At 69.0% G+C, this 12588-nt stretch carries 9 protein-coding genes; 4 read left to right on the top strand and 5 right to left on the bottom strand.

What is annotated here, in order from left to right:
• From ACE3QW_RS09935 to ACE3QW_RS09920, 4 genes are all read right to left on the bottom strand, one after another.
• Positions 1-735, bottom strand: a 735-nt coding sequence (locus tag ACE3QW_RS09935; protein ID WP_374251377.1) for a fructose-bisphosphatase class II, incomplete at its 3' end; no start/stop codon positions are given.
• 37 nt (positions 736-772) lie between these two features.
• Entirely contained in the window at positions 773-2068 is a 1296-nt protein-coding gene (locus tag ACE3QW_RS09930; protein ID WP_374251376.1) for a homoserine dehydrogenase, read from the bottom strand.
• Positions 2069-2205: 137 nt separating this feature from the next.
• Positions 2206-3426, bottom strand: a complete 1221-nt coding sequence (locus ACE3QW_RS09925; RefSeq protein WP_024278493.1) for an LL-diaminopimelate aminotransferase — start codon at positions 3424-3426, stop codon at positions 2206-2208.
• 163 nt (positions 3427-3589) lie between these two features.
• Entirely contained in the window at positions 3590-3880 is a 291-nt protein-coding gene (locus tag ACE3QW_RS09920) for a hypothetical protein (protein ID WP_029558924.1), read from the bottom strand.
• A gap of 249 nt (positions 3881-4129) precedes the next feature.
• Here ACE3QW_RS09920 and phaC point away from each other — a divergent pair, with 249 nt between their 5' ends.
• The 4 genes from phaC to ACE3QW_RS09900 all read left to right on the top strand — a co-directional run bounded on the left by phaC (position 4130) and on the right by ACE3QW_RS09900 (position 10157).
• A complete protein-coding gene (gene phaC, locus ACE3QW_RS09915; RefSeq protein WP_374251375.1) occupies positions 4130-6139 on the top strand; it encodes a class I poly(R)-hydroxyalkanoic acid synthase in 2010 nt (669 codons plus the stop codon).
• Between the two features lie 648 nt (positions 6140-6787).
• Complete coding sequence (gene thrC / locus ACE3QW_RS09910; RefSeq protein ID WP_374251374.1) at positions 6788-8200, top strand: threonine synthase; 1413 nt, start codon at positions 6788-6790, stop codon at positions 8198-8200.
• The gene (locus ACE3QW_RS09905; protein WP_374251373.1) at positions 8197-9462 is read left to right on the top strand and encodes a M16 family metallopeptidase; all 1266 of its coding nucleotides are present in this window, start codon (positions 8197-8199) and stop codon (positions 9460-9462) included. Before thrC ends, ACE3QW_RS09905 begins: the two co-directional genes overlap by 4 nt.
• Positions 9463-9503: 41 nt before the next feature.
• Positions 9504-10157, top strand: coding sequence for a GNAT family N-acetyltransferase (locus ACE3QW_RS09900; RefSeq protein WP_029558920.1), 654 nt, complete (start codon positions 9504-9506; stop codon positions 10155-10157).
• Between the two features lie 385 nt (positions 10158-10542).
• On the opposite strand, the gene ACE3QW_RS09895 is transcribed toward ACE3QW_RS09900, so the two are convergent.
• Positions 10543-12345, bottom strand: a complete 1803-nt coding sequence (locus ACE3QW_RS09895; protein ID WP_374251372.1) for a methanol/ethanol family PQQ-dependent dehydrogenase — start codon at positions 12343-12345, stop codon at positions 10543-10545.
• Positions 12346-12588 lie beyond the last annotated feature (243 nt).

Below are 12588 nucleotides of genomic sequence, written 5' to 3'. Positions count from 1 at the left end.
GATGCAGCGCAGCGCGGCGGCGGCCAGCACGCCCTCGGCGGCGCCGCCGAGGCCGAGATAGATGTCGATGCCGCTCTCATGCGGGTTGGCGGTGTGCACCACGCCCGCCACGTCGCCGTCGGTGATGAGCTTGATGGCGGCGCCGGTCTTGCGCACGGCGTCGATCAGCGGGCCATGGCGCGGCCGGTCGAGGATGAGGGCGGTGACGTCGGAGGGCGGCACGCCCTTGGCCTCGGCCAAAGCGCGGATGTTGTCCTGCGGGCTCTGGGAGAGGGAAACGATGCCTTCCGGATAGCCCGGCCCGATGGCGATCTTCTCCATGTAGCAGGGCGGCATCTTCAGCAGCGTGTCATGCTCGGCGAGCACGAGCACGCAGAGCGAGCCCTCCATGTTCTTGGCGCAGAGCGTGGTGCCTTCCAGCGCGTCCACCGCGAGGTCCACCTCGGCCCCGCCGCGCCCCAGCTTCTCGCCGACGAACAGCTGGTCGCAATCGCCCTCGATGCCTTCGCCGATCACCAGGGTGCCGGAGACCGGAATCTCGTTCACCTCGCGATGGCAGACGGTCATGGCGGCGATGTCGGCGGCCTGCTCGTCGCCGTGGCCGCGCAGGCGGGCGGCGGCGACGGCGCAGCGTTCCATGGCCTGGGCCATGTCGAGGGCAAGGCGGCGGTCGAGCACCTGCTCGGCTCGCTGGGCAGACTTCTCAGGCGTCCTCTGGGTCCGGGCACCGCTCATGACGTCGGTCCTTCTGGTTCTGTTGCCGCGCTCCGGATCAGTCCTTCTCGATCCGGATGACCTGGGGCAGGGAGGCGACCACGCCGTCCGCCTCGATGGCGGCGATGGCGCGGCGCACGGCGGCCTCGGTCGTGGCATAGGTGATGAGAATCACATGCGCCGTGTCGGACGGCATCGCGCCGCCCGGCTGCCGCTGGACGATGGATTCCAGCGAGATCTGCTCGTCCGCCATGCGGCGGGTGATGGTGGCGGCGGTGCCCGGCTTGTTCACCACGGCGAGGCGGATGTAGTAGCCGCCCTCGTGGCGCTGCATGGCGGCGCGCTCGGCCTTGGCGAGGCGGTCCACCGGCAGGCCGAAGGCATAGCCCTTCACGCCGCGCGCCACATCGAACAGATCGCCCACCACCGCCGAGGCGGTGGCATCGCCGCCGGCGCCGGGGCCGACCAGCGTCAGCGTCACCGCATCGCCATCCACCGCCACCGCATTGGTGACGCCGGAGACCTGCGCGATGGGCCAGTGCTTCGGCACCATGGTGGGATGCACGCGCTGCTCGATGCCGGTGTCAGTCTTCACCGCCACGCCGAGCAGCTTCACCCGGTAGCCGAGATCGTCCGCCGCCTCGAGGTCGGCGAGGGTGAGCTGGCGGATGCCCTCCACATAGATGGCGTCCGCATCCACCTGCGTGCCGAAGGCCAGCGAGGTGAGGATGGCGAGCTTGTGGGCGGTGTCGAAGCCGTCGATGTCGAAGGTCGGGTCCGCCTCCGCATAGCCGAGCCGCTGCGCCTCGGTGAGGCAGACGTGGAAGGAGAGCTTCTCGTCCGCCATGCGGGTGAGGATGTAGTTGCAGGTGCCGTTGAGTATGCCCGACACGCGCTCGATGGCGTTGCCGGCGAGCGCCTCGCGCAGCGTCTTCACGATGGGGATGCCGCCCGCCACCGCCGCCTCGAAATGCAGGCCCGCGCCGGAGGCCTCGGCCCGGCGGGCGAGCTCCACGCCGCACTTGGCGAGCAGCGCCTTGTTGGCGGTGACGACGGGAATTCCACGGTCCAGCGCGGCCGCCACGGCCGCCTTGGCCGGGTCGCCGTCGCCGCCCATCAGCTCCACGAACACGTCGATGTCGCCGTCGCGGGCGAGCGCCACCGGATCCTCGAACCAGGCCACGCTTGAAAGATCGAGGCCGCGGTCGCGGCTGCGGTCGCGGGCGGCCACTGCCGTCACCTTCACGGTGCGGCCGGTGCGCGCCTCAAGCTCGCCGGCGCGGCGCTCGAGCATGCGGAAGACCGCGGCCCCGACGGTGCCGAGGCCGGCGAGGCCCACTTTCAAATCGCTCATCTGTCAGTCCGGTTCCTGTCCTCGGCTGGCGTCATACCACAGCCCGCCCGGCGCGAGGTTCCGGCTGTCGCCGGAACCGGTCAATGCTCGATCGCCAACCCGTTCGGCCCCGGTGTCAGAGGGGCGGGGGCGTCGGCTCAGCGCGCGGCGCTGAGCGGAACCACGTTGTGCAGCGTGGTGCCGGCCTGCTCGAAGAAGCGGCGGACGTTGCGCGCCGCCTGGCGGATGCGCTGCTCGTTCTCCACCACGGCGATGCGGACGTATTCGTCGCCATGCTCGCCGAAGCCGACGCCCGGCGACACCGCCACCTCCGCCTTCTCGATGAGGAGCTTGGCGAATTCCACCGAGCCCATGGCCCGGAACGGCTCCGGAATGGGCGACCACGCGAACATGGTGGCGCGGGGCACGGGGATGTTCCAGCCAGCGCGGCCGAAGCTCTCCACGAGGGCGTCGCGGCGCTTCTTGTAGGTCTCGCGCATCTCGGCGATGCACTCCTGCGGGCCGTTGAGCGCCGCGGTGGCCGCCACCTGGATGGGGGTGTAGGCGCCGTAGTCGAGATAGGACTTCACCCGCGAGAGCGCGGCGATGAGCCGCTCGTTGCCCACGGCGAAGCCCATGCGCCAGCCGGCCATGGAATAGGTCTTGGACATGGAGGTGAACTCCACCGCCACGTCCATGGCGCCCGGCACCTGCAGCACCGAGGGGGGCGGGTTGCCGTCGAAATAAAGCTCGGCATAGGCGAGGTCGGAGAGAACGATGAGATCGTTCTTCTTCGCGAAGGCCACCACGTCCTTGTAGAACTCGAGGTCCGCCACGCAGGCCGTGGGGTTCGAGGGATAGCACAGCACCACCGCGATGGGCTTGGGGATGGAGTGCTGGACCGCCCGCTCCATGGCGTGGAAGAACTCCGGCCCCGGCTCGGCCGGAACCGAGCGGATGACGCCGCCGGCCATCAGGAAGCCGAAGGCGTGGATGGGGTAGGAGGGATTGGGGGTCAGGATCACGTCGCCGGGGGCGGTGATGGCCTGCGCCATGTTGGCGAAGCCTTCCTTGGAGCCCAGCGTGGCCACGACCTGCCGGTCGGGGTCCAGCTTCACGCCGAATCGCCGCTCGTAATAGGCCGCCTGCGCCTTGCGCAGGCCGGGGATGCCCTTGGAGGCGGAATAGCGGTCGGTGCGCGGCTTGCCGATGGTCTCTTTGAGCTTCTCGTAGACGTGCGCCGGCGCGTCGAGGTCCGGGTTGCCCATGCCGAGGTCGACGATGTCCACCCCGGCATTGCGGGCGGCGGCCTTCACACGGTTCACTTGCTCGAACACGTAGGGCGGCAGCCGGCGAATGCGGTGGAAATCGGTCGTCATCTCAATGGCTCCAGAGGCCGCGCATGTTGTCTCCCGGCGCGGCAGTCGGGCTTTGTAGCACTGTTCGGTGAATGAAAAAGCCTTGATTGCGGTGGCGATGGGGCGGTGGCCGCCATATCGCACCGCACAATGACGCGAAACGCCCGCAGGCGCCGCGCGCGGCTCACTGCGCCTGCGGCACCTGCTTGGCCTGCTGCTGGCGGGCGAGGCGCTCAAGGTCGCGCTGCAGCTTCTGCTGTTGCTCGGCGGTGAGCGGGTCTCGGCGCTCGGCGGGCGGGGCGCCCAGCGTGGGGAAGTGGGTGGCGTCCACCTCGGGCACCGAGGTCTGCGGCGGCGCGAGGCCCGGAATGCCCGAGCCGGCGCAGGCGGAGAGGCTCGCGGCGAGCGCGAGGAGAAGCGCGGCGCGCAGCGTCGGGACGGCACGGCCTCGCGCCGTCGGGGAGAAAAGGTCCATTGTCCGTTCCGGATGGCTCCCGGTCCCGGCGGTGACGATACCGGGGCGAGATACCTCCTGAGGGGCCGGTGCCGTGCGGGCGTACCGCAGACTCGACCAAGGAGGGGTGTCTAAGGGCGCCTGCGGCGTGGCCGCGAGGCTCGATCCTGTCACTTTCACACTCTAGAGTATGAAGGAAGCGCAGGCAGCGATAAAGATGGGCTACGTTTCGTAACGGCCCGCGAGCAAGACCCGCGAGAGGAAACGCGCATGTCCCGTGTTGAGGAAACGCCGAACGTATCCGCCGCCCCCATGATGTCGGTGGAATCGCCGGTTGCGGCGGGTGGCCCCGCGCATCTCAGCGTCGTCCCCCCCGCGGCCCAGACCCCCCCGAATCCCGCGCCCGAATCGGCGCCCCCCGCGGCCAAAGCGGACGCGCCGAAGGCCGGTGCCGGGGCCAGGGCTGACGGCAAGAGCGATAGCAAGGGCGACGGCAAGGGCGACGGCGCCCGCCCCGGTCTCAACATCGAGGCCTTCTCCCAGAATCTCGCGCAGATGGTGGATGAGGGCGGCAAGGCGCTCGCCGCCTATCTCGGCCCGCGCACCCAGGCCAAGACCGACGACCTCGCCGACGAGATCGCCGACGCCCTCAAGACCGTGGGGCAGGTCGCCGAATACTGGATGACCGATCCCCAGCGCACGCTGGAGGCGCAGACCCGCCTCATGGCCGGCTATCTCTCGGTGTGGACCAACACGCTGAAGCGCCTCGGCGGCGAACAGGTGGAGCCGGTGACTGCGCCGGACGCGCGCGACGCCCGCTTCAAGGACGAGGGCTGGCGCGAAAGCCCCATCTTCGATGCGCTCAAGCAGGCCTATCTCGTCACCACCCGCTGGGCCGAGGACATGGTGGAGGAGGCCGAGGGCCTCGACGCCCACACCAAGCACAAGGCCGGCTTCCTGGTGAAGCAGGTCACGAACGCCATCTCGCCCTCCAACTTCGTGATGACCAATCCGGAGCTGATCCGCGAGACCTTCTCCTCGTCCGGCGAGAATCTCGTGAAGGGGATGAAGAACCTCACGGAGGATCTCGTCGCCGGCAAGGGCTCGCTCAAGATCCGCCAGTCGGACCTGAGCGCGTTCGAGGTGGGGCGCAACCTCGCCACCACGCCGGGCAAGGTGATCTACGAAAACGATCTGATGCAGCTCATCCAGTACGAGGCCACGACCGGCAGCGTGAAGAAGATGCCGCTGCTCGTCGTGCCGCCGTGGATCAATAAGTTCTACATCCTCGACCTGACGGCGGAGAAGTCCTTCATCAAGTGGCTGGTGGACCAGGGCATCAGCGTCTTCGTCATCTCCTGGGTCAATCCCGATGCCCGGCTCGCCGAGAAGGGCTTCGACGATTACATGCGCGAGGGCATCATGACCGCCCTCGACAAGGTGGCCGTCGCCACCGGCGAGCGGCAGGCCCACGCCATGGGCTATTGCGTCGGCGGCACCCTGCTCGCCACCACGCTCGCCTACATGGCCGCGACGGGGGACGACCGCATCGCCTCCGCCACCTTCCTCACCACCCAGATCGACTTCACCCACGCGGGCGATCTGAAGGTGTTCGTGGACGAGGACCAGCTTGCCGCCATCGAGCGGAAGATGAAACAGACGGGATATCTCGAAGGCAGCAAGATGGCCTCGGCCTTCAACATGCTGCGCTCGAACGACCTGATCTGGCCCTATGTGGTGAACAACTACATGAAGGGCAAGGCGCCGTTCCCGTTCGATCTTCTGTTCTGGAACGCCGATTCCACCCGCATGCCGGCGGCGAACCACTCCTATTACCTGCGCAACTGCTACCTCACCAACAACATCGCCCGCGGCCTTGCCGAACTGTCCGGCGTGCGCATCGACATGACCAAGGTGAACGTGCCGGTCTATTCGCTGGCGACGCGGGAAGACCACATCGCCCCGCCCAACTCGGTGTTCATCGGCGCCAACATGCTCTCCGGCCCGGTGCGCTACGTGCTCGCCGGCTCGGGCCACATCGCCGGCGTGGTCAATCCGCCGGCCAAGATGAAGTATCAGTACTGGGCCGACGGCCCCACCGGGCCGAGCTACGACCTGTGGCTCCAGGGCGCGCAGGAGCACAAGGGCTCCTGGTGGCCGGACTGGCTGAACTGGTTCTCCGGCTACTACCCCGAGGACGTGCCCGCACGCCCCATCGGCGGCGGCCACTTCACCCCCATCGAAGACGCCCCCGGCCGCTACGTGCGCGAAAAGAGCTGAGGGGAGGGGGCGGTCGCCCCTGCGCGGTCGGCGTCGCCCATCTTCGCCGCAGCTGGCTTTAGTTCGACCACAGGCCAACCACACCCTCACCGCCGTCATGCCCGGCCTCGTGCCGGGCATCCACGTCGTGCCGACCGGACGATGGCCGAACACGTATTCCCGGCCAAACCACGTGGATGGCCGCAACCCGCATTTTTGCGGGTTGCGTTCTCAAAGCCGGAAGTCGGCAACAGCCGACTTCCGGGACAAGCCCGGCCATGACGGCCTGTAAATTCGGCTCGTGAGCTGCGGCCCGAATGCCTCGGCTCCTCACCGCCGTCGCCCTTCCGGCTCGACCGGGACGACCCATCCCTCACCACCGTCATGCCCGGCCTTGTGCCGGGCATCCACGTCGTGCCGAGGGGACGATGGCCGAAGATGTATTCCCGGCCGATCCACGTGGATGGCCGGGACAAGCCCGGCCATGACGGCCTGTGAGTGAAGGCCTACGCTTCCCGGGGGGCGGCGCCACCGCTTGGTCGCCGTCGCCCGTGCTTGCCTCTGCCGGCCTTCGACTTGACCGCAGACCCCCCGCCTTTCCCGCGAGCGCGCTTGCGGTTAGTTTGGCGGCAGGCCCGCTTTGGGCCTCTCAAGACCTGTCGAGGGCCCGTGCGTTACGTTTCCACCCGGGGCGAAGCTCCTGTCCTGTCGTTTTCCGATGCGCTGCTGGCCGGTCTGGCGCGCGACGGCGGCCTCTATGTGCCGGAGGCGTTCCCCACCCTGAGCGCGGACGAGATCGCCGCGCTGGCGGGAAAACCCTATCCGGCGGTGGCCAAGGCGGTGATTTCCCCCTTCGTCGGCGATGCGCTGCCCGAGCGCGTGCTCGACCTGATGATTGCCGACGCGTACGCCTCCTTCCGCCATCCGGCGGTGACGCCGCTGACGCAGATCGGCCCCAACCGCTTCCTGCTGGAGCTGTTCCACGGTCCGACCTTGGCCTTCAAGGACGTGGCGATGCAGTTGCTCGCCCGCATGATGGACCATGTGCTCGCCGCCCGCGGCGCCCGCGCCACCATCGTCGGCGCGACCTCGGGCGATACCGGCAGCGCGGCCATCGAGGCGTTCCGCCACTCGGACGCGGTGGACGTGTTCATCCTCTATCCGCACAAGCGGGTGTCCGAGGTGCAGCGCCGGCAGATGACCACCGTGAACGCGCACAACGTCCACGCCATCGCCGTGGAAGGCACGTTCGACGACTGCCAGGCCCATGTGAAGGCCATGTTCAACCACCACGCCTTCCGCGATTCCCTCGCGCTGGCCGGGGTGAACTCCATCAACTGGGCGCGCATCGTCGCGCAGGTGGTCTATTATTTCTATGCCGCCACCGCGCTGGGCGCGCCGCACCGCGAGGTGTCGTTCGTGGTGCCCACCGGCAATTTCGGCGACATCTTTGCCGGCTACGTGGCCAAGCGCATGGGCCTGCCCATCCGCGACCTCTCCATCGCCACCAACGTCAACGACATCCTGGCCCGCACGCTGGAAACAGGGCGCTATGAGGTGAAGGGGGTGCATCCCTCCTCCTCGCCGTCCATGGACATCCAGGTGTCGTCGAATTTCGAGCGCCTGCTGTTCGAGGCGGTGGACCGGGACAGTGCGCAGGTGCGCCAGCTCATGGCCTCGCTCGGCCAGTCCGGCGCCTTCACCGTGCCGCGCGAGGCGCTCGCCGCCATCTGCAGCGACTTCTCCGCCGGCCGCGCCGACGAGCCGGAGACGGCGCAGACCATCGCGCGCCTCTACCAGTCCGCCGGCTATCTGGCTGATCCGCACACCGCCGTGGCGCTGGCGGTGGCGGACAAGGTGGAGCACGCGGCCAAGGTGCCGCAGGTGGTGCTCTCCACCGCCCATCCCGCCAAGTTCCCCGATGCGGTGGAAGCCGCCACCGGCCACCGGCCCGGCCTGCCGCCGCACATGGCGGACCTTCTGACCCGCAAGGAAAGCGTGAGCGTGCTGCCCAACGACCTCGTGGCCATCGAAACCTTCATCCGCACCCATGCGCGGGTCGGACGGGGCGCCGCGGCATGAGCGTGAAGATCTCGACCCTCGACAACGGCATCACCGTCATCTCCGACGAGATGAGCCACCTCGGCACCGCCTCGCTCGGCATCTGGGTGGGCGCTGGCGCGCGGGACGAGAAGGGCGACGAGCACGGCATCTCGCACCTTCTGGAGCACATGGCTTTCAAGGGCACCCGCCGCCGCTCCGCCCGCCGCATCGCCGAGGAGATCGAGCAGGTGGGCGGCGACATCAACGCCGCGACCTCGGTGGAGCAGACCACCTACAACGTCCGCGTGCTGGGCGAGGACGTGGGCCTCGGCATCGACATTCTCGCCGACATCCTCACCGAGCCGGCCTTCGCCCCCGACGAGCTGGAGCGGGAGAAGAACGTGATCGTGCAGGAGATCGGCGCGGTCATGGACACGCCCGACGATTTGGTGTTCGACCTGTTCCAGGAGCAGGCCTTCCCGGGCCAGAGCGTGGGCCGCTCCATCCTCGGCACGCCGGAGACGGTGCGCGGCTTCAGTCGCGACCAGCTCGGCGCCTATCTCGGGCGCACCTATCGCGGCCCGCGCATGGTGGTCTCCGCCGCCGGCGCGGTGGAGCACGACCGCCTCGTGGACGAGGCCGCCGCCCGCCTCTCCGGCGTCGGCAACGGGGCGGCACCGGAGCTGTCGCCCGCAACTTACGCTGGCGGCACGCGGCTGACCGCGCGCGACCTCGAGCAGGTGCACGTGCTCATGGGGCTGGAGGGCTGCTCCTACAAGGATGCGGACTACCACGCCCTTCAGGTGCTCTCGAACGTGCTGGGCGGGGGCATGTCCTCCCGCCTGTTCCAGGATGTGCGGGAGGAGCGGGGGCTCTGCTACTCCATCTATGCCTTCCACTGGAGCTATCAGGACACCGGCCTGTTCGGCATCTATGCCGGCACCGACACCGGCGACGTGGAGGAGCTCTCCAACGCGGTGGTGGACCAGATCTTCGACACGGCCGAGACCGTGACCGAGCTGGAGGTGGCCCGCGCCAAGGCGCAGATGAAGGTGGGGCTGCTCGCCGCGCTGGAAAGCTCCGGCGCCCGCGCCGACCAGCTCGCCCGGCAGATCCTCGGCTTCGGCCGGGTGATCCCGGTGGAGGAGATCGTCGCCCGGGTGGAGGCGGTGGATGTCGCCGCCGTGCGCGCCGCCGCGTCCCGCCTCATCGGCCGCGGCCGGCCGACGCTCAGCGTCATCGGGCCGAAGGGCGGGCTTGAACCGGCTGCACGGGTGGTGCAGCGTCTTGGGGGTCACTAACCGGCTGCGCCGGCAACGGAGTTTGGCTCGGGCGCAACGTGATGTGGCTGTCCGCACTCTTTCCCTTCCCCGCCGAGCCCCTCCCCACCATCGAGGGCAAGGGCGTCTATCTGCGCGTGCCGCAGATGAAGGACTTCGTGGCGTGGCGGACCCTGCGGGACATCAGCCGCGGCTTCCTCACGCCCTGGGAGCCCCTGTGGCCGGCCGATGACCTCACCCGCGGCGCCTTCCGCCGGCGCTTGCGGCGCTACGCCCGCGACATGGTGACGGACGAGGCCTATCCGCTCTTCATCTTCCGCCGCGCGGACGATGAGTTGGTCGGCGGCCTCACCCTCTCCAACGTGCGGCGCGGCGTGTGCCAGGCGGCGAGCCTCGGCTACTGGATGGGCGCGCCCTATGCCGGGCAGGGCTACATGCGGGCGGCGGTGACGGCTCTCCTGCCCGTAGCCCACGACGTGCTCCACCTGCGCCGGGTGGAGGCGGCCTGCATGCCCCACAACCAGGCCTCCATCCGCCTGCTTGAAAGCTGCGGCTTCACCCGCGAGGGCTATTCCCGGGAATATCTGTGCATCAACGGGACGTGGGAGGACCACATCCTCTTCGCCCGCCTGAAGAGCGACCCTATCGCCCGGCTCGTGCCGCGCGGAGACACCCTCGCCACCCGCCTGAGCCGCGTGCCGCCGGCGGCGCAGTAGGGGGAACGCGCGGGCCGTCGTTCCCGCTCATCGTCATTCCCATCCTCTCCGTCATGGCCTGGCTTGTTCCGGCCATCCACGTGGATCGGCCGGGAACACCTCTCGCGGCATCGTCCACTCGGCCCGACATGGATGCCCGGCACAAGGCTGGGCATGACGGCTGTTGGGGGGAGCGACTGCTTTCGCACTCCGGCGCCGTCCTGACGCCCCTGTCGATCGCTGCCGCGAGCTGCGTGCCGGCCGAGCTCCCTCTCCCCTTGCGGGAGAGGGCTGGGGTGAGGGGTATCGCGCCGCTAGGACCGCCTTTTGAGTGCGTGGACATAGCCCCACCCCTCACCCCCGGCCCCTCTCCCGCAAGGGGAGAGGGGAGAAGCGTGGCGCCCCCTTACTCCCCCTTGGGCAGGGCGAACACCGTGAGCTGCCCGCCCAGCGCCGTATACTGGTTCAGCGCCGCATAGGCCTCGTTGGCGCCGGAGCCGTCGCCGGGGTCGCTGAGGCCGGCGGCGAGGCCGATGCCGGCCCAGCCGCCGACGCCGGAGAGCACCGCCACATATTGCCGGCCGCCTTGCAGGAAGGTGGTGACGTTGCCGACGATGCCGGAGGGCGTCTTGAAGCGGTACAGCTCCTTCCCCGTCCTCGCGTCCACCGCCTTCAGCCAGCCTTCCAGCGTGCCGTAGAAGACGATGCCGCCCGCCGTCGCCAGCGCCCCCGACCAGACGGAGAACTGCTCCGGCTTCGACCACACGGCCTCGCCCTTCAGCGCATCCCAGGCGAGGAAGGCGCCGGTGCTGCCCGCGGTGCCGGGGGCGGGGTGCATGGAGAGGGTGGCGCCCACATAGGGCTGGCCCGGCACGTAATCCACGTGGAACGGCTCGTAATCCATGCACATGCGGGTCACGGGCACATAGAACAGCCGCGTCTGCGGCGAGAACGCCGCCGGCTGCTGGTTCTTGGCGCCGAGAGATGAGGGGCAGATGCCGGTGTAGGTGACATCCTCGCCCTCCCGCTCGGTGGAAAAGGCGGGGTCGCGCTTCGGGCGGCCATAGGCGGGGCTTGCGGGGTCGAGATCGATGCCGGTCGCCCAATTGGCGGTGGTCTCGTACTTGCCCGCCCGGAGCAGGGCGCCGGTCTCGCGGTTCAGGGTGTAGGCGAAGCCGTTGCGGTCGAAATGGGTGAGGAGCGGCGTGGGTTTCCTGTCCACCTCCCCATCGGTCAGGATCATCTCGTTGACGCCGTCATAGTCCCACTCGTCGTGGGGGGTCATCTGGTAGACCCAGCGGGCGACGCCCGTGTCCGCGTCGCGGGCGATGATGGTGTCGGACCAGCGGTTGTCCCCCGGCCGCTGGCTGGGGTTCCAGGTGGCCGGGTTGGCGGTGCCGTAATAGACGAGGTTCAGCTTCGGGTCGTGGGCGAACCAGCCCCAGGTGGCGCCGCCGCCGATCTTCCACTGGTCGCCCGACCAGCTCTTGAGGGACGAATCCTTGCCCACGGGCTTGCCCAGCTCGGTGGTCTTCTCCGGATCGAACAGCATCTCCGCATCCGGCCCGGTGCTGTAGGCGCGCCAGACGAGGTGGCCGTCTTTCAGGTCATAGGCGGAGAGGTGCCCGCGCACGCCGGCCTCGGCGCCGGAGATGCCGACGATAAGCTTGTCCTTCACCGGCATCACGGTGGCGGTGTTGGAGGCGCCGAGCGCCGGATCGCCGTTGGCCACCGACCAGCGCTTCGCCCCGGTCTTCGCATCGAGGGCCACGATGGTGGTGTCGGCCTGATGCAGAAAGATGAGGCCATCCGCATAGGCGAGGCCGCGATTGACGAGATCGCAGCACATCACCGCCGCCACGTCCTTCTTCTGGCGCGGCTCGTATTTCCAGAGGATGCGGCCCTCGTTCTTGAGGTCGAGGGCATAGACCACATTGGGGAAGGGGGTGTGGACATACATCACGTCCCCCACCACCAAAGGCGCGCCCTCGTGCCCGCGCAGCACGCCGGTGGAGAAGGTCCATGCCACCTGGAGGCGGCCGACATTGCCGGCGTCGATCTGCCTGAGCGGGGAATAGCGCGTGTTGGCGTAGTCCACCGTCTGCAACACCTGCTCCGCGCCGGTGGCGGTGCGCGCCAACACGTCGTCATTGGCGAGGGCGGCGGCCGGGAGGAACGCGAGGAGGAGGGCGGGCAGAAGGCGTGTCATCGTCGAAGGCAGTCCGGGTGTCGTGACGCAAACAGGCGCGAAGGTCTCCCCCGCGCCCGCAGCATCCTCGCCGCACGCCGGCGACGCAACCGCGCCGCAAGGGCAGCCGTGGTGCGGCCTATCTCCCCTCTCCCCTTGCGGGAGAGGGGAGGGGGTGAGGGGGCGGGTCTGCCCGTTAGTCCCAGATGCCGGTTCTGCCGGAGGCATACCCCTCACCCCCTCCCCTCTCCCGCAAGGGGAGAG

Origin of the sequence: Xanthobacter sp. (genome assembly GCF_041911315.1) — a bacterium.
Classification (GTDB): Bacteria; Pseudomonadota; Alphaproteobacteria; order Rhizobiales; family Xanthobacteraceae; genus Xanthobacter; species Xanthobacter aminoxidans.
This window is presented reverse-complemented; position numbering and strand designations above follow the sequence as displayed.

Bases quoted from the DNA above. Each gene is read 5' to 3' on its own strand.
- phaC (WP_374251375.1), top strand. From the start codon at position 4,130: ATGTCCCGTGTTGAGGAAACGCCGAACGTATCCGCCGCCCCCATGATG.
- ACE3QW_RS09930 (WP_374251376.1), bottom strand. From the start codon at position 2,068: ATGAGCGATTTGAAAGTGGGCCTCGCCGGCCTCGGCACCGTCGGGGCC.
- ACE3QW_RS09905 (WP_374251373.1), top strand. From the start codon at position 8,197: ATGAGCGTGAAGATCTCGACCCTCGACAACGGCATCACCGTCATCTCC.
- ACE3QW_RS09920 (WP_029558924.1), bottom strand. From the start codon at position 3,880: ATGGACCTTTTCTCCCCGACGGCGCGAGGCCGTGCCGTCCCGACGCTG.
- ACE3QW_RS09900 (WP_029558920.1), top strand. From the start codon at position 9,504: ATGTGGCTGTCCGCACTCTTTCCCTTCCCCGCCGAGCCCCTCCCCACC.
- ACE3QW_RS09895 (WP_374251372.1), bottom strand. From the start codon at position 12,345: ATGACACGCCTTCTGCCCGCCCTCCTCCTCGCGTTCCTCCCGGCCGCC.
- ACE3QW_RS09925 (WP_024278493.1), bottom strand. From the start codon at position 3,426: ATGACGACCGATTTCCACCGCATTCGCCGGCTGCCGCCCTACGTGTTC.